The 18,550-nt window shown below is 71.0% G+C and carries 16 protein-coding genes; 7 read left to right on the forward strand and 9 right to left on the reverse strand.

Going from position 1 to position 18,550, the window contains the following annotated elements:
• Positions 1-11: 11 nt before the first annotated feature.
• Positions 12-758, forward strand: coding sequence for a Type 1 glutamine amidotransferase-like domain-containing protein (locus tag ABZS69_RS29125; RefSeq protein WP_355378121.1), 747 nt, complete (start codon positions 12-14; stop codon positions 756-758).
• A 10-nt stretch (positions 759-768) separates the two neighbouring features.
• The gene (locus ABZS69_RS29130) at positions 769-2,142 is read left to right on the forward strand and encodes a serine hydrolase domain-containing protein (RefSeq protein ID WP_355378123.1); all 1,374 of its coding nucleotides are present in this window, start codon (positions 769-771) and stop codon (positions 2,140-2,142) included.
• Between the two features lie 2 nt (positions 2,143-2,144).
• Here ABZS69_RS29130 and ABZS69_RS29135 read toward each other — a convergent pair whose 3' ends face one another.
• From ABZS69_RS29135 to ABZS69_RS29145, 3 genes are read right to left on the reverse strand one after another with little or no spacing between them, the layout of a single operon-like run.
• On the reverse strand, positions 2,145-3,491 hold the full coding sequence (locus ABZS69_RS29135; RefSeq protein ID WP_355378124.1) for an alpha/beta hydrolase: 1,347 nt from the start codon (positions 3,489-3,491) through the stop codon (positions 2,145-2,147).
• Positions 3,492-3,511: 20 nt separating this feature from the next.
• Positions 3,512-4,513 (reverse strand): threonine/serine dehydratase, encoded by a 1,002-nt coding sequence (locus ABZS69_RS29140; protein WP_355378126.1) that lies wholly within the window; start codon positions 4,511-4,513, stop codon positions 3,512-3,514.
• Positions 4,510-4,860 carry a Rid family hydrolase gene (locus tag ABZS69_RS29145; protein ID WP_355378128.1) on the reverse strand — a complete coding sequence of 117 codons (351 nt, stop codon included), beginning with the start codon at positions 4,858-4,860 and terminating at the stop codon, positions 4,510-4,512. The genes ABZS69_RS29140 and ABZS69_RS29145 overlap by 4 nt, the downstream gene beginning before the upstream one ends.
• Positions 4,861-4,965: 105 nt before the next feature.
• On the opposite strand from ABZS69_RS29145, the gene ABZS69_RS29150 reads away from it, so the two are divergent.
• Positions 4,966-6,507 carry a helix-turn-helix domain-containing protein gene (locus ABZS69_RS29150; RefSeq protein ID WP_355378130.1) on the forward strand — a complete coding sequence of 514 codons (1,542 nt, stop codon included), beginning with the start codon at positions 4,966-4,968 and terminating at the stop codon, positions 6,505-6,507.
• A gap of 4 nt (positions 6,508-6,511) precedes the next feature.
• Here the strand turns inward: ABZS69_RS29150 and ABZS69_RS29155 are convergent, their stop codons facing one another.
• From ABZS69_RS29155 to ABZS69_RS29170, 4 genes are all read right to left on the reverse strand, one after another.
• On the reverse strand, positions 6,512-7,981 hold the full coding sequence (locus tag ABZS69_RS29155) for an amidohydrolase family protein (protein ID WP_355378132.1): 1,470 nt from the start codon (positions 7,979-7,981) through the stop codon (positions 6,512-6,514).
• A gap of 84 nt (positions 7,982-8,065) precedes the next feature.
• Entirely contained in the window at positions 8,066-8,632 is a 567-nt protein-coding gene (locus tag ABZS69_RS29160; RefSeq protein ID WP_355378134.1) for a Chromate resistance protein ChrB, read from the reverse strand.
• A gap of 44 nt (positions 8,633-8,676) precedes the next feature.
• Positions 8,677-9,291 (reverse strand): hypothetical protein, encoded by a 615-nt coding sequence (locus ABZS69_RS29165; RefSeq protein ID WP_355378136.1) that lies wholly within the window; start codon positions 9,289-9,291, stop codon positions 8,677-8,679.
• A 73-nt stretch (positions 9,292-9,364) separates the two neighbouring features.
• Positions 9,365-10,423: a LacI family DNA-binding transcriptional regulator gene (locus ABZS69_RS29170; RefSeq protein WP_355378138.1), complete on the reverse strand. Its 1,059-nt coding sequence runs from the start codon at positions 10,421-10,423 to the stop codon at positions 9,365-9,367.
• A gap of 371 nt (positions 10,424-10,794) precedes the next feature.
• Here ABZS69_RS29170 and ABZS69_RS29175 point away from each other — a divergent pair, with 371 nt between their 5' ends.
• Genes ABZS69_RS29175 through ABZS69_RS29185 form a run of 3 tightly spaced genes read left to right on the forward strand, consistent with a single transcriptional unit; the run spans position 10,795 to position 15,757 of the window.
• The gene (locus ABZS69_RS29175; protein ID WP_355378139.1) at positions 10,795-12,831 is read left to right on the forward strand and encodes a family 43 glycosylhydrolase; all 2,037 of its coding nucleotides are present in this window, start codon (positions 10,795-10,797) and stop codon (positions 12,829-12,831) included.
• A 30-nt stretch (positions 12,832-12,861) separates the two neighbouring features.
• Positions 12,862-14,298, forward strand: a complete 1,437-nt coding sequence (locus ABZS69_RS29180) for an endo-1,4-beta-xylanase (protein WP_355378141.1) — start codon at positions 12,862-12,864, stop codon at positions 14,296-14,298.
• A gap of 46 nt (positions 14,299-14,344) precedes the next feature.
• Complete coding sequence (locus ABZS69_RS29185; RefSeq protein ID WP_355378221.1) at positions 14,345-15,757, forward strand: non-reducing end alpha-L-arabinofuranosidase family hydrolase; 1,413 nt, start codon at positions 14,345-14,347, stop codon at positions 15,755-15,757.
• 112 nt (positions 15,758-15,869) lie between these two features.
• Here the strand turns inward: ABZS69_RS29185 and ABZS69_RS29190 are convergent, their stop codons facing one another.
• Entirely contained in the window at positions 15,870-16,661 is a 792-nt protein-coding gene (locus tag ABZS69_RS29190; RefSeq protein WP_355378143.1) for a glucose 1-dehydrogenase, read from the reverse strand.
• A gap of 86 nt (positions 16,662-16,747) precedes the next feature.
• Between ABZS69_RS29190 and ABZS69_RS29195 the strand changes: the two genes are divergently transcribed.
• On the forward strand, positions 16,748-17,599 hold the full coding sequence (locus tag ABZS69_RS29195) for a helix-turn-helix transcriptional regulator (RefSeq protein WP_355378145.1): 852 nt from the start codon (positions 16,748-16,750) through the stop codon (positions 17,597-17,599).
• A gap of 33 nt (positions 17,600-17,632) precedes the next feature.
• Here ABZS69_RS29195 and ABZS69_RS29200 read toward each other — a convergent pair whose 3' ends face one another.
• Positions 17,633-18,403: an SDR family oxidoreductase gene (locus ABZS69_RS29200; protein ID WP_355378146.1), complete on the reverse strand. Its 771-nt coding sequence runs from the start codon at positions 18,401-18,403 to the stop codon at positions 17,633-17,635.
• Between the last annotated feature and the right edge of the window lie 147 nt (positions 18,404-18,550).

Consider the following 18,550-nt stretch of genomic DNA (forward strand, 5'->3'; position numbering starts at 1 on the left):
GGAGGACATCCATGCCAGGCCCTCTCGCCCTCATCGGGCTGAGCGACCTCGACACCGACGCCAAGATCGACGCCGATCTGCTCGCACGATCCGGCGGGGACGAGGTGCTGATCATCCCCACCGCCGGCGCGGAGTGGCCGCGGGAAGAGCTCCAGCGCATGCTGGAGGCCAGAGTCGAGCTGTACGGCCGCCGCCTGGGCACCCGCGTCACGTGCCCGATGATCTTCAGCCGGGAGGAGGCGTCCGACCCCGCCAACGTCGCGCTGGCGGACAAGGCCCGCTACATCATGCTGACCGGCGGGCGGCCGGGACCGCTGACCGAGATCCTGCAGGGCACGCCCGTGTGGCGGGCGATCGTGGCGGCCTGGCAGGCCGGCGCGGTGCTCTCGGGCGAGTCGGCGGGCGCGATGGCGCTCACCGGCAGGATCTCCGCGTCCCTGGAGGAGGACCCGGCGGCGGACGGCCACTCCTTCTCCTGGAAGCGGCCCGGCCTCGGCGTGCTGCCGGGCCTTCGCGTGGTCCCGCACAGTGACACCACCAAGGGGCAACACCTGCTGACCAGCCTGCTCGCCTGCACGCCGACGGACGTCCCGATCGTCGGCGTGCCCGAGTACGCCGCCGTCGTACGCGAGCCCGACGGCACCTGGACCCGGCTCGGCGCCGACGGCGTCGTGGTCTTCCACGAGGGCGCGACCCACGACCTGCGCCCGCTTCACGACATCGAGCCCGCCCCCGCGGCCGGCGACGCGAACCACTGAGGAGAATCCCATGAGCGACCTGCACGAACGCCTGCGGCGCCTGATCGCCGAACGCGCCGAACCGCTCGGCGTGCCCGGCGTGGCCGTCGGCGTCTTCCACGAGGGCGAACGCTTCCTCACCTGCCACGGCGTCACCTCCACGGCCAACCCGCTGCCCGTGGACGAGACCACCCTGTTCGCGATCGGCTCGGTGACCAAGACCGTCACGGCCACCGCCGTCATGCGGCTGGTCGAGCGCGGCGAGATCGACCTCGCGGCGCCGGTCCGGCGCTACATCCCCGAACTCGGCCTCAAGGACCCGGAGGCGGCCGAGCATGTCACGGTGCTCCACCTGCTCAACCACACGGCCGGCTGGGAGGGCGACCGCGTCGTCGACACCGGCAGGGACGACGGCGCCCTGGCCGCCTACGTCGCCACGATGGCCGAGTTCGAGCAGGTCATGCCGCTGGGCGCGGTCGTCTCCTACAACAACGCGGCGCTGTCGCTGGCGGGCCGGGTCGTCGAGAAGGTGATGGGCACGACGTACGAGGCCGCCGTGAAAGACCTGGTGCTGGAACCGCTCGGCCTGACCCACAGCTTCTTCGACGTCGCCGACATCGTCACCCGCCGGTTCGTGGTCGGGCACGGCAGCAAGGGCCAGGCCGGCGGCGCCACCGAGGTCGTCGGCCAGTGGCTGATGGAACGGTGCGCGGCTCCCGCGGGCGGGCTCTTCTGCGGCGTCGGCGACCTGCTCGACTACGGGCGGTTCCACCTGGGCGACGGTGACGGGGTGCTGGAGCCGGAAACGTTGCGGCGGATGCGCCGGCCCTCCACCGCCGGCACCTCGACGGACGGCGACGTGGGGATCTCCTGGTTCCTGCGCGACGCGGGCGGCGTCCGCGTCGCCGAGCACACCGGCGGCACGACGGTCGGCGTGGCCCTGCTCACCCTCGTCCCCGAGCACGGGCTCGTCCTGGCGGTCCTGGCCAACTCCATCGGCGCGGGAGCGGGCGAGCTGCTGGAGGAGGTCAGGGCGCTGGTGCTGGAGGGCCATCTCGGCGCCGAGCCCGAGCCGCTCGTCCCCGCGAACCTCGCGGAGGAGCAGCTCGCCGAGCTGACCGGCGTCTACGACCGGGGCGAGGGCCACCTGCTGGTGATGAGCGCCGACGGTGACCGCGTCACGGTGGAGCGGCGCTTCAGCGACGAGCTGATCGCCAGGTACCGCGAGCTCATGCCGGACCTGGAAGTGCCCGTGCAGGAGCCCATCACCCTGGTCCCGCTCGCCGGCGACGCCTTCCAGCAGGCCGGTCGGCCGGGCAAGCGCCCACACGGCCGGTTCGTCAGGCTTGACGGGAAGATCGTCGCCGTCGAGTGGTCGGGCAGGGTGGCGCCCAAGATCTCCTGACATCAGATCTCTCGCGGGTCCGGCACGAACTCGAAGCCGAGCCGGGCCCGCGAGAGCGACGGAGTACGGCCGCCCATGAACGCGTGGACGGCGGCCCGCACCTCCGGCTGGTCCCGAGCGAATTCGTGGGCCGCGTTCTCGACGAGGATGAGATGACCGTTGGCGAAACCCTCCAGGACGGCGAGCGCGTTGGTCTCGGGCGTGCGCCCGTCCAGCGTGCCGTTGACCAGCAGCGCCGGGACGTCGGAGCGGACCGGGGCCCTGAAGCCGTCCCCCAGGTCGGGCCCGCCGGCGGCGGCGGCGATGCCGGGGAAGGGCAGGTTCATCAGGTCGCCGAACGGCGAGGCCGCCGCCTCCGCCTCGATCCTGCGCAGCCGCGCCGCCGTGGCGCCCGACGCGCCGTCCATGACCAGGGGCATGAGCGCCTCGGCCCGTCCGGTGCGCAGCCCTCTGACGTGCCCGGCCCACGGGGTGAAGTCCCCGCCGTCCATGGCCAGGAAGAGACCGGGCAGCCGCCGCAGGAACGAGGGCAGCCCCAGCCCCGACACGGTGAGGTACCTGACGTCGAACTCGCCGATCACCACGCCGTCCACCTCGGCCGGAGTCCCGGCCAGGCGCTCGAAGACCCGCTCCATCAGCCCCGGCAGGTCGGGCACCCGCCCGTCCAGCTCGGGCGCCTCGGCCGCCATGGCGGCGAGCCCGGCCAGGTGCCGGTCGGTGGCCGAGGGCAGCTTGTACGTGTCGCCGGGGCCCTCGACCGCGTACAGGATGCTCCGGTCCAGGCGGTGGCCGTGGCGGCGGATGACCGACAGCGAGAGGTGGGAGCCGTACGAGCCGCCGATCGTCCGGAACGTCTCGTAGCCGAGCGCCGACATCAGGTCGGCCACGTCGTCGGCGCTCTCCTCGGTCGTGTAGCCGTCCAGGTCGACGCCGCGCTCCCGCCAGAAGGCGGCCGTGGCCTTCGCCTTGTCCAGGGATTCCGCCAGGAACTCCGCCCGGTCGACCACCCGGTCGAGCGGCAGCTCCCTGGTGAACGGGCTCTCCAGGCAGGGCCGGGAAGCGCCCGTGCCGCGCTGGTCGAACACGACGACGTCGCCGTACTCCAGGAAGGGCAGATAGCGGTCGGGCAGCTCCCGCCAGGTGGACAGACCGGACGATCCCGGCCCGCCCTCCAGGTAGACCAGCGCGGGGCCCGGCGCGTGGCCGGGGAAGCGGGCGAAGGCCAGCTCGATCGTCCGGGACCCCGGCCGGGAACGGACCTCCGGCACTTCGAGCGTGCCGATCTCGCAGGGCACACCGTGGCCGCCGTCCCCGGAGACCATGACGTGCGGATGGACGCGCAGGCGCATATGAGACTCGACTCCTCGGGTCATGCGACGCCGGGGAGCACGCGGAGCGTGTCCGCCAGCAGCCGCCAGTTGATGTTGCCGCCGGACAGGATCAGGCCCGTGGGGCGGCCGTCCCGGAGGCCGGACGCGTGCGTGAGCGCGGCCAGGCCGACAGAGGCGGACGGCTCGACGACCACGCGCAACGTTCTGACCAGCGTCACCATCGCATCCAGGATGTCCCTGTCCTCGACGGTGAGCACCTTGATCCCGGCGGCCGCCACCAGCTTGAACGGGAGCCGCCCCGGCATCGGGGCGGTGAGCCCGTCGGCGACGGTGCGGATGACCGCGGGAGCGCTGGGCTCCCCCGCCGCCAGCGACGCGACGAACCCGGCCGCGCCCGACGGCTGCACCGCGATGATCTCCACGGCGGAGCCCAGGGTGCGCTTGGCCATGATCGCGCCGGCGAGCAGCCCGCCGCCCGAGGCCGGCACGAGCAGCCGTTCCAGGCCGGGCCGGTCCTCCAGGAGCTCCAGCGTGGCGGTCGCCGCCCCGGCCACGACCATGGGGTCGTCGAAGGGGTGCACGAAGGTGAGCCCCTGCTCGGCACGCAGGAGCTCGGCCCTGGCGAAGGCGGCGGTCGCGTCCACGACGCCCTCGGTGACCACGGTCGCGCCGTACGCAGCCACCGCCGCCAGCTTCTCCGGCACCGCGCTCGCCGGCATGACCACCGTCAGCTTCGCGCCGAACTCGCGCGCCGCGTGGGCCAGGCCGAGCGCCGCGTTGCCCGCGCTGACGGTGATCAGCCCGTCGGCCGGCGCCTGGGCAGGCATGGTCAGCAGCCGGTACAGCGCGCCCCGCACCTTGAACGAGCCCGTGTGCTGCAGGCACTCGGCCTTGGCGGACACCGGGCACCCGGCGAGGGCGTCCAGGGACTCGGAGAACAGCACGGGCGTGCGGATCACCTGGCCGCGCAGCGCGTCGCGGGCGCGGCGCACGTCCGCGGTCGTCGGGGTCGTCGGGGTCGTCGGGGTCGTCGGGGTCATGGCGTCCTGCAGACCGCGACGGCCTCGATCTCGACCAGGGCTCCGGGGTGCAGCCGGACGCCGAGGGCTGAGCGGGCGGGATAGGGGCGGTTGAAGTGCTCCTCGTAGACCGCGTTGAAGTCGGACCAGTCCTCGATCGAGGACAGGAAGACCTGGCACTTGACGACGTCGTCGCGGCTCAGGCCGTGACCGGCCAGGACCTCCTCCAGGTTGGCCAGCGCCTGGCGGGCCTGGGCGGCCAGGCCCTCGGCAAGCCGGCCCTCGGGCAGGTAGCCGAGCTGGCCGGAGACGAACAGCAGCTCACCGGCGCGCCTGGCCGGGGAGTACGGGGCGGGTGGGCGTGTCATGCCGAGAACGCTAGGCCCGCCCCAACCGCCGCGGTCTTGTCCGGGACGCCACACTCCGTGCCCCGCTTTCTCGTGCGGGCACAACAGCGGAAAGGAACCACCACCATGTCTCCGGCCGATCTGACACTGAGCGGCGTGGTCGCGCGGCTTCCACCGGGAATCGGGATCGAGCTGCTCACGCCGGCGGGCCAGGACTGGCCCGCCGGTCCGCCGGTCATCCTCGACTCCGGCGACCCGCAGGCCGCGGACGCCCACCCCATCGTGCTCGCCGTCGGCGTGACGGGCGAGAACGAGCAGCTCCACCTGCTGGGCCGCCTCGCGCGAACGCGTCCGGCCGCGGTCGTGCTGCGCCGCCCGGTCTCCCCTCCGGTCGTGGCCGCCGCGGAGAGCGTGGGGATCGCCGTGCTCGCGGCCGGCGCCGAGTTGCCCTGGGGCGGGCTCTACACGGCGCTGCTCGGCGCCGTCGCCACGGACGACTCGGCGGGCGACCTGTTCGCCCTGGCCAACGCCGTGGCCGCGGGCGCGGGCGCGGCCTCCACCGTCGAGGACCCGCACGGCAGGCTGCTCGCCTACTCCGACCTCGGCCACCGCATCGATCCGCCGCGCCGCCAGAACATCCTGGGCCGGAAGGTGCCGGAGGAGTGGCAGCGCCGCCTCCAGGACGCCGGCGTGTTTCACCGGATCAGGCAGAGCGCGCGGGCCGTCAGCGTGACCGGGTTCGACGTGCACGGCTACCGGGGGCGGCTGGCCATCGCGGTCCGGGCGGGCGACGAGATGCTGGGCAGCATCTGGGTCGTCGAGGGAGACGAGCCGCTGGGGCGGGAGGCGCGGCGGACCCTCGAGTCCGCCGCCGAGAACGTGGCGCTGCACCTGCTGCGCCGCCGCGCCGAGACCGACCCCGAGCGGCGAAGGCGTGTGGAGGCGCTGACACGCCTGCTGGACGGCGCGTCGCAGGACGCGTCCGGCCTGGGCCTCGTCGCGCCGGTGACGGTGATCGCCCTCGGGACGGGCACCGGCGACGCCCCCGCGGACGCCGCCGCAGCCAGGCGGATCGCCGACCTCGTCGCCCTGTCGGGCTCCGCCTACCGCCGCGCCGTCGCGTCCGTGGCCCTGGGCGTGCGGGCCTACGCCCTCGTCGCGGGCACGAGGTCGCGGGCGTGCGCCCTGGCGGGCGAGTTCGCGGACCCGGTCACCCGGGCCTTCGGCCTGCCGGTGCGGGCCGGCGTCGGGCCGACCGTTCCCGCCCTGACCGGCGTGGCCGCCTCGCGCGCCGAGGCCGATCTGGTGCTGGACGTCGCCGGCCGGAACGCCCCCGCCGTCGTACGGGTGGAGGACGTCCAGGCCCGGCTGACGCTCCACCGGCTGAGACGGCTGGTCGACCAGCATCCGGACCTGCGGCGGGGCCTCCTCGTCGGGCTCGTCGAGCAGGACGCCGCCAGGGGGACCGCCTGGTTGCCGACGCTGCGCGCCTACCTTGAGGCGTTCGGCGACGTGCCCGCGGCGGCGGCCCGGGTCAACGTGCACCCGAACACGTTCCGCTACCGGCTGAGGCGGATCACCGAGCTGTTCCGCCTCGACCTCGCCGATCCGGACGTGCGCCTGGTGGCCGCGCTCGAACTTCGCCTGCTGCCCGGGGAGGCCGGCTGAGGGCTCAGCGCCTGATGGGACGGCCGGGCAGCGCGTCGAGCAGGAGCGCCCCTGAACGCACCACGAACCGGCCGCCGACCAGGACGTGCGCGTAGCCGGCCGACGGGGTGGTGCTGCGCGCGTAGGTGGCCCGGTCGCCGACGGTCTCCGGGTCGAAGACGACCAGGTCGGCGTCGCAGCCCGGCTGGATCCTGCCCTTGCGCCGCATGGCGGGCACGGCGTCCTCCAGCACCCGGGCGGGGAGCAGGCTGCAGCGGGCCACCGCCTCCAGCAGCGTGAGGCGGCCCGTCTCCCTGACGTGGCGGCGCAGCACGCGCGAGAACGTGCCCGCCGTGCGCGGATGCGTGACGGCGGACGGCGGCAGCGGCCAGGCGAGCGGCTCGGGCGGCCCGCCCACCCAGGTCAGCGGCATGGCGTCGGAGCCCACGACGGTGCCGGGGCTGAGCAGGGCCCGGTCGACGAAGGCCAGGTCGGCGGGGTCGTCCTCGTCGAAGAAGTGGATGACGGCGAGCCCGCCCGGGTCGGCGGCACGCAGCCTGCGGAGCGTCTCGGCGTCGGCGACCCGTTCTCCCGTGGGGACGTAGACGATGGACTCCGGCCCGATGCCGGAGGCGGGCAGGGCCTCGGGGGCGAGGAAGGCGGCGCCGATACCGGTCATCCCCGCGCCGTAGGGGTACGCCTCGGTGGTCACCCGCGCGCCCTCGGCCCGCACCCGCTCCACCAGCGCCAGCACCCGGTCGAGCTGGCGCAGCGACGTGCTGTTGACGTGGCAGTAGTGCATGTGGGCGCCTGTTTCCGCGGCCGCCTTGACGATCTCCTCGGCGCCGTCGATCGGCAGGTCGGGAGTCTGCTCGACCAGGTCGCGGGCGTGCGTGTAGGTGGGCGTGCCCGCCTTGGCGGCCAGCGCGGCGACCGCGACGTACTCGTGGGGGTCCACCCTGGGCGCGTACCCGATCAGCAGGCCGATCCCGAGCGCGCCGTCGGCGAGGTCGGCCTCGATCAGCCCGAGCAGCGCCTGGAGCTGTGCCCGGCTCGCCTCCGCCTGCCAGGCCGGGCTGCCGAGGGCGCCGAGCGCGGCGGCCAGCCCTCCCCCGCGCGGCATCCCGCCGACCGCGGCCATCCTGGCCATGCCCCAGGAGGCGGAGAAGCCGTAGTTGAGCGGGCGCCCTTCCGCCGCTGCTTCCGCGTACGCCTCCGCCACGGGGCTGAGCCCCGCCTCCAGGTCGAGCACCGTGGTGACGCCGTCGAGCGCCTGCAGCCGGTGCCCGGCGACGGTGTGGGAGTGACTGTGCAGGTCGATCCAGCCGGGCGCGATCGCCAGCCCGGAGACGTCGAGGTGCTCACGGCCGGACAGCGCACGCGTGGAGACGGCCGAGATCGCGCCGCCGGTCACGCCTACGTGGGCGACGGTGTCGAGACCGGTCTCCGGGTCGAGGACCCGGGCGCCGCTCAGCACGAGGTCATGGGTGTCCATTGGCGCAACATACCCGGCCGGGCCAGTGGGCCGATTTGTGCGGGAGCACGAGTTTCGTACCGGCTTTTCGTGCGGTGACCCCGCTCATCCTCGCCCGGAGCCGCCCACGCGCTCGTAGACGTCCGCCTCGAACGCCTCCAGCAACTGCTCGCACTCGGCCACCTTGGCCGTCGCCTCGTCCCTGCCGGGCGCGGCCATCCAGTCGCGCTCCTCGACCTTGAGCAGCCAGCGCTTGAGCTTCTCCAGGTCCTGCCGGATCTCCTCGGCCTCCTCGAAGGTGTAGTTGCCGCGGAAGCGCTCGAACTCGATCTCCTTGAAGAACCTGGTGTCGCACTCCTCGACGATCTCGGCGTACTCCTTCGCGGAGTTCTCCTTGAAGGAGCCGACCAGCGTGCGGCGCTCGTGCTCGTCGATGTCGTCGAGCACGAAGCGCATGCTCTCACCCTCCAGCTCGCCGATGCGGGCGCGGATCTTGTCGAGGCGTTCGCGGACGCCCGGCCGGTCGGGCAGCACGCACACGGCCTGCTGGACGTAGAGCGCCCCCATGCGCTTGAGCTCGCGCCAGACGGCCACCCGGGCCCGGGAGGTGGTGGAGGGCACGCGGTAGACGAGCAGGAGGAACCGCTCGCCGGGAACCTCGCCGGACGTCATGGCCGAGATCCTATCCATCGCGGGGCGGACGATACGGCCCCGCCTCAGCTCATGGCTCCGAAGGTGATGTAGGAGACGGCCATGCCCACGAGCCCGACGAGCAGCAGCGCGTTGCGCACGCGCCCGGCCGTCGTCCCTTTGATCCCGAACGTCACCATGGCCAGCACCCGCGTACGGTTCTGGCCGCGCCCGAACCAGCGCGGCTGAATCCCCGTCGCGAGGAACGGCACCGCCAGCGCCGAGAAGGCCAGCCCTCCGGAGACCGCCATCACGCCCTGCGCGAGGCCCCTGCCGCCGGACAGCTTGTACGTCGCGCCGGACCGGTGCACCTCAAGCTCCTGGCCGACCGCGACATTCGCCGCGCCACCGCCCCGGTACTCGGCGTTCTCCACCGGCTCTCCGCCCCCGTCCGGCCGGAACCTCCCCGAGCAGCGCGGCTCGTCGAACGCCCTGCCGCTGCGCTCCTGCATCCAGCACCGCTCCACGGTCAGCGTCCCCTGCACGCCGTTCACCTTGGCCGCGGTCAGCGCCTTGTCCACCCCGGCGCCGCAGATCGCCAGCGCGAGGAGGAGCAGCAAGCCCCCGAACAGCCGCCCGCCCAAGCTACGTCCGGGCAGCTCGGCAGGGTCGCCGAGCACGGTCTCCCGGAGTTCCGTCACAGCCCCTCGCCTCCCACGCACGCCATGGCCCCAGCGCTACGTCCGCGCCGCGGTGGCAGTAACTTAATCAAGATCAGGACGGATCCCGGCTGCGCCGCAAAGCAGCCGTACTCTCGCGGACTATGAGCTCGGTCCCCAGCTCCACCCTCTTCTGCTGCAGAATCTCCCCTTCGGCCAGGCTGATCAGCATGGCCGCGGCCGTGGCACCCATCTCGCGCAGCGGCTGGTGAATGGTGGTGAGCGGCGGTATCGCCCAGCGCGAGACCGGCATGTCGTCGAAGCCGATCACGCTCAGGTCGTCGGGAATGCGTAACCGCAGCTCATGAGCCGCATGATAGACACCGATGGCCTGCCCGTCGTTGGCGGTGAAAATCGCGGTGGGCGGCTCGGGCAGTTTCAGCAATTGACGAGTGTGGGCTATCCCGTCCTCGATCTGAAAGTTTCCCTCGCGGATGAGAGCGGGGTCCACCGGCACACCCGCGGCGTCAAGAGCGGCACGGTAACCATCCAGCCGAGCCCGGCTGGAGAGCGCGAACGCGGGTCCGGTGATCATCGCGATGCGGCGGTGACCCAGTTCGAGCAGGTGACGGGTCGCCTCCAGGCCGCCGCTCCAGTTCGTGGCGGCCACGGACGGTACGCCGAGCCCCGGATTGCCCGCAGGGTCCAGCACCACCAGGGGAATCTCCTGGGTCGCCAGCCGTACGCGCTGATCGTCCTCCGGCCCGGAGAACACGGTGATCACACCGGCGGGACGGCGGGTGAGCAGGTCCCCGATCCATCTGGGCCCGGGAGTGTGCCGGCCGCCGAGTTCGGAGAGCACCACGCTCAGGCCATGGGCCCATGCGACCTGCTGAACTCCCTTGACGATCTCTGTCGGGTAGTCTCCGGCAAGCTCATGGAAGACGACTTCGATGAGGCTTGCCGGCTTGATGCGGCGACGCTGCCGGCGATAGCCGTGTTCCTCGATGAGCCTCTCGACGAGCGCGCGGGTCGTCGGCCCGACCTCCGACCGACCGTTGATGACCTTGGAGACTGTAGCGGTGGACACTCCTGCCAGTTCGGCCAGCTGAGTCAGGGTCAGTGGTACCGAAGGTGCCGATTCGCCCATGGGGGGTTCTCCGGTCGAGCTCATATCGGGAGTGTATCCAGGTACATTTCGGTCTCCGGCCGAAGCCGTTTCTCATCGCTGCCGTGGCGCGGCGCCAGCAAGTTAACGCCTCGTTGATTCGAATTCCCCAGTTGCCGGCAGGTAACTTCTGTGAAACTTTCACATTCGAGGGCGATGCGCTGCGATCTCCCTCCGGACGAATGTCCAGGCGGGGCGACGTTCCGTCGGCGACACCCAGGTCGGCAGGGGTCGCCTCGCGTTGACGCCGGCTCGGGCAGTCGGATGTACTCCGCGACAACGTACTTAGCGAAGTAGACCATGCAGCTTTGCCGAATCGAATGTTAACGCTAACAGATTTCGTGGCCACCCTCCTCGATCCAGTCAAGGAGCTTCGGATGTCACCCGTTCCTGTGCGGCGCGTGCTCGCGGTTCTCTCGTCCCTGCTGCTCGTGGGCGTGCTCCTCACGCCCACGGCGTCGGCCGCCACGGTCGACACCAACGCGTGGTACGTCCTGGTCAACCGCAACAGCGGCAAGGCCCTGGACGTCTACAACGCCTCCACGGCCGACGGCGGCCGGATCACCCAGTGGACCCGTAACAACGGCAACCAGCAGCAATGGCAGTTCGTCGACTCCGGCGGCGGCTACTACCGCCTCAAGTCCCGTAACAGCGGCAAGGTCCTGGACGTCAACAACTCCTCCACCGCCAACGGCGGCCCCATCGTCCAGTGGGCCGACCACAACGGCACCAACCAGCAGTGGCGCCTGGCCGACTCGACGGGCGGATACGTACGGCTGATCAACCGCAACAGCGCCAAGGCCCTGGAGGTCCAGAACGCCTCCACCGCCGACAACGCCGGCATCGTCCAGTACGACGACTGGGGCGGCGGCAACCAGCAATGGCAGCTCGTCCCGATCGGCAGCGCCCCGAACCCGGGCGGCGACTACACCAACCCGGTCGTCTGGCAGGACTTCGCCGACGGCGACATCATCCGGGTCGGCGACGCCTACTACTACTCGGCCTCGACGATGCACTACTCGCCGGGCGCGCCGATCCTGCGCTCCTACAACCTGGTCGACTGGGAGTACGCCGGGCATTCGGTCCCGAGGCTCGACTTCAACTCCGCCGCCTACGACCTCAACGGCGGCCGGGCGTACGTGAAGGGCATCTGGGCCTCGGCCTTCAACTACCGCACCAGCAACAGCACCTACTACTGGATCGGCTGCGTCGAGTTCAACCGGACCTACGTCTACACCGCCTCGGCCGTCGACGGCACGTGGACCAAGCGCTCGCAGATCAACAACTGCTACTACGACGCCGGCCTGCTGGTCGACACGAACGACACCATGTACGTCGCCTACGGCAACGGCACCATCAGCGTGGCCCAGCTCTCGGCCGACGGGCTCAGCCAGGTGCGCTCGCAGCAGGTGTTCCAGACTCCGAGCAACGTCGGCACCCTGGAGGGCTCCCGCTTCTACAAGCGCAACGGCTACTACTACATCTGGCTGACCCGCCCCGCCAACGGCCAGTACGTGCTCCGCTCCACGTCGCCGTGGGGCCCGTACGAGATGCGCCAGGTCCTGCTCGACATGCCCGGCCCCATCTCCGGCGGCGGCGTCCCCCACCAGGGCGGGCTCGTCCAGACCCAGAACGGCGACTGGTACTACATGTCGTTCGTCGACGCCTACCCCGGCGGCCGGGTCCCCGCGCTCGCGCCGATCACCTGGACCAATGACTGGCCGACCGTGCAGACCGTCAACGGCGGGTGGGGCGTCAACTACCCGAAGCCGAACATCCAGACCAGCCGGACCGTGGCCCCCATGATCGGCCCCGACACCTTCACCTCAGTCACCCTCGGGCCCCGCTGGGAGTGGAACCACAACCCCGACACCAGCCGCTTCTCCACCGGCAACGGCCTGCGCCTGGAGACCGCGACGGTCACCAACGACCTCTACAACGCCCGGAACACGCTGACCCACCGCATCCAGGGCCCGTCGTCGACGGCGACGATCGAGCTCGACTACTCGCAGCTGGCCAACGGCGACCGCGCCGGGCTGGCGATGCTGCGCGACCAGTCGGCCTGGATCGGCGTCAAACGCGACAACGGCGTCAACCGGGTCGTGATGACCAACGGGCTGACCATGAACAGCTCGTGGCAGACCACCGGCACCGGCACCGAGGCGGCGAGCGCGAACATCTCAGGCGGCCGGATCTGGTTGCGGGTCAACGCCGACATCAGGCCCGGTTCGGGCAGGCAGGCCCGCTTCTCCTACAGCACCGACGGCAGCAACTTCGTGAGCCTCGGCCCGGCCTTCACGTTGAACAACGCCTGGCAGTTCTTCATGGGCTACCGCTTCGGGATCTTCAACTACGCCACCCAGTCCCTCGGCGGCGCGGCGACCGTACGCCGCTTCGACCTCACCACCCCCTGATATGGCTGCCCAGAAAGGCCTGAACCTCATATGAAACGGCTCTTATCCGCCCTCGCCGCCGGGCTGGTCGTCGCCGGCCTGTCGGCGGCGCTCCCCAGCTCGGTGGATGCCGCCTCCACGTTGGGCGCATCGGCGGCCGAGCACGGCGGACGCTACTTCGGCGCCGCCATCGCCGCAGGCAAGCTCGGCGACTCGACCTACGTGAACCTCCTCAACCGGGAGTTCAACCAGGTCACCGCCGAGAACGAGATGAAGTGGGACGCCACCGAGCCGTCCCGCAACTCCTTCAATTACGCCAACGCCGACCGGATCGTGAACCACGCGAGCGGGCGCGGCATGAAGATCCGCGGTCACACCCTGCTGTGGCACTCGCAGATGCCCGGCTGGGCGCAGAGCCTGTCCGGCTCGACCCTGCGCAGTGCCATGATCAACCACGTCACGCAGGTCGCCACCTACTTCCGCGGCAAGATCCACTCGTGGGACGTCGTCAACGAGGCCTTCGCCGACGGCGGCAGCGGCGGGCGGCGCGACTCGATCCTCCAGCGCACCGGCAACGACTGGATCGAGGCCGCTTTCCGGGCCGCCCGCGCCGCCGACCCGGGCGCGAAGCTCTGCTACAACGACTACAACACCGACGGGATCAACGCCAAGAGCACCGGCGTCTACAACATGGTCCGCGACTTCAAGTCGCGTGGCGTGCCGATCGACTGCGTCGGCTTCCAGTCCCACCTGGGCACCTCGCTCCCCGGCGACTACCAGGCCAACCTGCAGCGCTTCGCCGATCTCGGCGTCGACGTCCAGATCACCGAACTCGACGTCGCCCAGGGCTCCAACCAGGCCGGCATCTTCGCCTCGGTGACCCGCGCCTGCCTGGCGGTCTCCCGCTGCACCGGCATCACCGTCTGGGGCATCCGGGACAGCGACTCCTGGCGCACCGGGGAGAACCCCCTGCTGTTCGACGCGTCGGGCAACAAGAAGGCCGCCTACACCGCCACCCTCGACGCCCTCAACGGCGGCTCCTCCAACCCGTCGCCGATCGACACCACCGCCTGGTACGCGCTGGTCAACCGCAACAGCGGCAAGGCCCTGGACGTCTACAACCTCGCGACCAACGACGGCGCCCGCATCACCCAGTGGACCCGCAACGACGGCAACCAGCAGCAGTGGCAGTTCGTCAGCTCGGAGAGCGGCTGGTACCGGCTGAAGTCGCGGCTGTCCGGCAAGGTCCTGGACGTCTACAACTTCTCGACGGCCAACGGCGGCGCGATCGTCCAGTGGGCCGACGGCAACGGCGCCAACCAGCAGTGGCGGGTCGCCGACAGCGGCGGCTACGTCCGCCTCATCAGCCGGCACAGCGGCAAGGCCCTGGAGGTCCAGGGCGCCTCCACCGCCGACGGCGCCAACATCGTCCAGTACGACGACTGGAACGGCGCCAACCAGCAGTGGCAACTCGTCCGAGTCGGATGAATCGGAGCACATCGTGAAATTCAGATCCCTGGCCGTCCTCGCGACGGTGGCCACCTTATTGGCGAGCCTGTTCGTCGCCATCCAGCCCGCCAGCGCGGCCACCGTCGACACCAACGCCTGGTACGTCCTGGTCAACCGCAACAGCGGCAAGGCCCTGGACGTCTACAACCTCTCGACCGCCGACGGCGGCCGCATCACCCAGTGGACCAGGAACAACCAGAACCAGCAGCAATGGCAGTTCGTCGACTCCGGCGGCGGCTACTACCGCGTCAAGTCCCGCCACTCCGGCAAGGTGCTCGACGTCTACAACCTCTCGACCGCCAACGGCGGCGCGATCGTGCAATGGGCCGACGGCAACGGCACCAACCAGCAGTGGCGGCTGGCCGACAGCTCCGACGGCTATGTGAGGTTCATCTCGCGCCACAGCAACAAGGCCCTGGAGGTCCAGGGCGCCTCCACCGCCGACGGCGCGAACATCGTCCAGTACGACGACTGGAACGGCACCAACCAGCAGTGGCAGCTCGTCCGGGTCGACGGCGGCACCCCCGGTACGTGCGATCTACCGTCGGCGTACCGCTGGACGTCGACCGGCCCGCTGGCGACCCCGAAGTCGGGGTGGGTCTCGCTCAAGGACTTCACCGTCGCCCCCTACAACGGCAGGCATCTCGTCTACGCCACAACGCACGACACGGGGACGAGGTGGGGTTCGATGAACTTCGGCCTCTTCACCAACTGGTCCGACATGGCCTCGGCGAGCCAGAACACGATGTCCTCCTCCACCGTCGCGCCCACGCTCCTCTACTTCGCCCCGAAGAACATCTGGGTGCTCGCCTACCAGTGGGGCGGGACCGCCTTCTCCTACCGGACCTCCACCGACCCCACCAACCCGAACGGCTGGTCATCGCAGCAGGTGCTCTTCTCCGGAAGCATCTCCGGCTCCGGAACAGGCCCCATCGACCAGACCCTCATCGGTGACAGCACGAACATGTACCTGTTCTTCGCCGGGGACAACGGCAAGATCTACCGCGCCAGCATGCCCATCGGGAACTTCCCGGGCAGTTTCGGCGCGACCTCGACGGTGGTCATGAGCGACACGACGAACAACCTGTTCGAAGCCGTTCAGGTCTACAAGCTCCAGGGCCAGAACCGCTACCTCATGCTCGTCGAGGCGATCGGCGCGCAGGGCCGCTACTTCCGCTCGTTCACCGCCACCAGCCTGGGCGGCTCGTGGACACCGCAGGCCGCGACCGAGGGCAACCCCTTCGCCGGCAAGGCCAACAGCGGCGCCACCTGGACCAACGACATCAGCCACGGCGAACTGGTCCGCGCCGGCGCCGATCAGACCATGACCGTCGATCCCTGCAATCTGCAGTTGCTCTACCAGGGACGCAACCCCAGCTCCGGCGGCGACTACGGCCTCCTGCCCTACCGGCCGGGGCTGCTGACACTGCAGCGCTGATGACGTGACACAGGTCCGTCCCTGAGAGCGGGCTCGGTGCGAGGCCGAGCCCGCCCAGGTCATGCCGGAGCGCGGGGCCGGCCGCCGGACGGGGCGGCGGACGGGGCGGCGGTCAGGCGCGTGCGCCGCCGTCCACTCTGAGGACGGTGCCGGTCACGTAGGAGGCGCGGTCGCTGAGCAGCCAGGCGGCGGCCTGGGCGATCTCGTCGGGATCGGCCGCGCGGCGCAGCGGGTTCCGTGCCTTGAGCCGCTCGACGAGGCCGGGTGAGTGGCTCTCCCACGTACGGATCATCTCGGTCGACGTGTGGCCGGGGGCGATCGCGTTGACGCGGATTCCTTCGGGGCCATAGGTGATGGCGGCCGACTCCGTGAGGCTGTTGACGGCCCGCTTCATCGCCCCGTAGGCGGGCAGTTCGGGGTTGCCCATCAGGCTGCCGACGCTGGAGTTGTTGACGATGGCTCCCGTGCCCGCGGTGGCGCGGATGGCGGCGATCTCGGCGGCCATGGCCAGCCACGGGCCCTTGAGGTTCACGGTGTAGAGGAGGTCGAAGTCGGCCTCGTCCACCTGGTCCATCGGGCCGGGCGGCGTGATGGTCGCGCCGTTGTTGAAGGCGACGTCGAGCCGGCCGTACAGGTCCACGACGCGATCGACGGCGGCGCGCACACCGGCCGGGTCGGCCAGGTCGCACACCACGTAGCCGGCGGTGCCGCCCGCCGCCCGTACCTCCTCGGTCACCGCTTTCAGCTGTTCCTCCGTACGGGCCGCGAGCAGCACCCGGGCGCCCTCCCGGGCGAACAGCCGCGCCGCGGCGGCGCCGATGCCGCGTCCGGCGCCGGTGATGAAGGCGACCTTGCCTGCCAGCAGCCCCATGGACGTGTCGTCGGCGGGAATGGTGTTGTGCATGACAGTGAGCCTGCGGCAGTGCGCCGGGCTTATCCAGGTACAACCGGTACATGCCTGAACTGCGCACATTCGTGCAAGCTAAGGGTATGGACAGACGAGAACTGGCGGCCTTCCTGCGCAGCAGGCGCGAGCGGATCACCCCCGCTGACGTGGGGCTGCCTGCCGGGCCGCGCCGCCGTACGCCCGGGTTGCGCCGTGAGGAGGCGGCGCAGCTGGCCTTCATCTCGACCGAGTACTACACCCGGCTGGAGCAGGCCCGCGGTCCACGCCCGTCGCACGAGGTGCTGGCCGGACTGGCCCGGGCGCTTCGCCTGTCGGACGCCGAGCGCGACCACCTCCACCAGCTCGCCGGCGCACCGCCCGCCCCCGCGCCGGGGCCCTCGCGCGAGGTGCGCCAGAGCATCCTCGACCTGCTGCGGCGGCTGCCGCAGGCGGCCGCGATCGTGACGTCCGCGATGTACGAGATCATCGCCTGGAACGACCTGGCGGCCGCGCTCATGGAGGACTTCTCCGCCATCTCGCGGCGCGACCGCAATCTGGTGCGCCGCGTCTTCCTCGGACCGCACCCTCAGGGACGGCGGTTGTACGGGGTGTCGGACGCGGACGAGTTCGCCCGCCTCTCGGCCAGCCACCTGCGCGCCACCGCTGCCCGCTACCCCGACGACCCCGAGGTGGCCGAGCTGGTGCGTGAGCTCCATGAGGGGAGCGAGGAGTTCGCCCGGCTGTGGGACTCCCACGACGTGGCCGGCGCACCCGCCATGACGAAGACCTTCCAGCATCCGCTGGTCGGCCCGGTCACCGTCAACTGCGACGTTCTCGACATCACCGACCGGGACCAGCGGGTCGTGATCTACACCGCCGTCCCCGGCTCACCGTCCGAACAGGCGCTGCGCCTGCTGGCGGTCATCGGCACGCAACGCATGGACGTTCCGACCTGAACGGGCGGGCACGGGGTACGTCGGGCTTCGTGATCACATGTGGGCGCCGCCGTCGACGCGGATCTCGGTGCCGGTGATGAACGCGCCGTCGTCCGAGACGAGCATGGCGACCACCCCGGCCACGTTCTCGGGGCCGGGCAGTCCGTCGCTGATCGCGGAGGTCAGCTTGAGGAAGAGGTTCCAGTCGGTGTCCTCGGGCACGAGGGAGCCGATGTTGTCGGTGATGCCGCTGCTGATGCCGCCGGGCACGACGTTGACCGCGCGCAGCCCCTGCTTGGAGTACTCCAGGGCGAGGCTGTGGGTGAAGGAGGCGATGCCGCCCTTGCTGGCCGAGTAGGCGGCCATGAAGGGGTGGGCGAAGAAGGCGGCGGTGGAACTGAAGTTGACCACCACGCCCCGGCCCGATTCCAGCAGCGCGGGCAGTGCGGCCCTGGTCACCAGGAAGGTGCCGGTCAGGTTGACGGTGATGATGCGGTTCCACAGCTCCAGCGAGCAGTCGTGGGTGTGCGCGCCGCGCAGGATCGCCGCGGTGTTGACCAAGGCGTCCAGGCCGCCGAGCTCGGCGACCGCCGCCGGCACCGCCTCGTTCACCGAGCTCTCGTCGGCGATGTCGATGGGGGTGACGGTGAGCCGGTCGGCCGTGCCCTGCTCGGTGGCCAGGGCCAGAGTCTCCTTCAGGCCGTCCTCGGCGATGTCGGCGGCCAACACGCGGGCGCCCTCCGACAGCAGTCGCAGCGCGGTGGCCCGCCCGATGCCGGAGGCGGCGCCGGTGATGAGAACGCGGCGGTCGGTGAGTCGCTGCATGAAGGTGTTCACTCCGTTTCCGTTGTTGGCGCAGGTCAGAGGCAGTACCTCCTGACTTACACGTGTTAGTCAGTGACCATGAGCCCGCAGCACTGTCACGTGTAACCTGGAAGCACGCAGACGTTAACATCTCCCCAGCAACCAGGC

Source organism: Nonomuraea sp. NPDC005650, assembly GCF_040605375.1.
In the GTDB taxonomy this organism is placed as follows: Bacteria; Actinomycetota; Actinomycetes; order Streptosporangiales; family Streptosporangiaceae; genus Nonomuraea.

What these genes read in the sequence shown, in the direction of transcription:
- ABZS69_RS29125 (WP_355378121.1), top strand. Translation starts at nt 12, where the DNA reads ATGCCAGGCCCTCTCGCCCTCATCGGGCTGAGCGACCTCGACACCGAC.
- ABZS69_RS29130 (WP_355378123.1), top strand. Translation starts at nt 769, where the DNA reads ATGAGCGACCTGCACGAACGCCTGCGGCGCCTGATCGCCGAACGCGCC.
- ABZS69_RS29135 (WP_355378124.1), bottom strand. Translation starts at nt 3,491, where the DNA reads ATGCGCCTGCGCGTCCATCCGCACGTCATGGTCTCCGGGGACGGCGGC.
- ABZS69_RS29140 (WP_355378126.1), bottom strand. Translation starts at nt 4,513, where the DNA reads ATGACCCCGACGACCCCGACGACCCCGACGACCCCGACGACCGCGGAC.
- ABZS69_RS29145 (WP_355378128.1), bottom strand. Translation starts at nt 4,860, where the DNA reads ATGACACGCCCACCCGCCCCGTACTCCCCGGCCAGGCGCGCCGGTGAG.
- ABZS69_RS29150 (WP_355378130.1), top strand. Translation starts at nt 4,966, where the DNA reads ATGTCTCCGGCCGATCTGACACTGAGCGGCGTGGTCGCGCGGCTTCCA.
- ABZS69_RS29155 (WP_355378132.1), bottom strand. Translation starts at nt 7,981, where the DNA reads ATGGACACCCATGACCTCGTGCTGAGCGGCGCCCGGGTCCTCGACCCG.
- ABZS69_RS29160 (WP_355378134.1), bottom strand. Translation starts at nt 8,632, where the DNA reads ATGACGTCCGGCGAGGTTCCCGGCGAGCGGTTCCTCCTGCTCGTCTAC.
- ABZS69_RS29170 (WP_355378138.1), bottom strand. Translation starts at nt 10,423, where the DNA reads ATGAGCTCGACCGGAGAACCCCCCATGGGCGAATCGGCACCTTCGGTA.
- ABZS69_RS29175 (WP_355378139.1), top strand. Translation starts at nt 10,795, where the DNA reads ATGTCACCCGTTCCTGTGCGGCGCGTGCTCGCGGTTCTCTCGTCCCTG.
- ABZS69_RS29180 (WP_355378141.1), top strand. Translation starts at nt 12,862, where the DNA reads ATGAAACGGCTCTTATCCGCCCTCGCCGCCGGGCTGGTCGTCGCCGGC.
- ABZS69_RS29190 (WP_355378143.1), bottom strand. Translation starts at nt 16,661, where the DNA reads ATGCACAACACCATTCCCGCCGACGACACGTCCATGGGGCTGCTGGCA.
- ABZS69_RS29195 (WP_355378145.1), top strand. Translation starts at nt 16,748, where the DNA reads ATGGACAGACGAGAACTGGCGGCCTTCCTGCGCAGCAGGCGCGAGCGG.
- ABZS69_RS29200 (WP_355378146.1), bottom strand. Translation starts at nt 18,403, where the DNA reads ATGCAGCGACTCACCGACCGCCGCGTTCTCATCACCGGCGCCGCCTCC.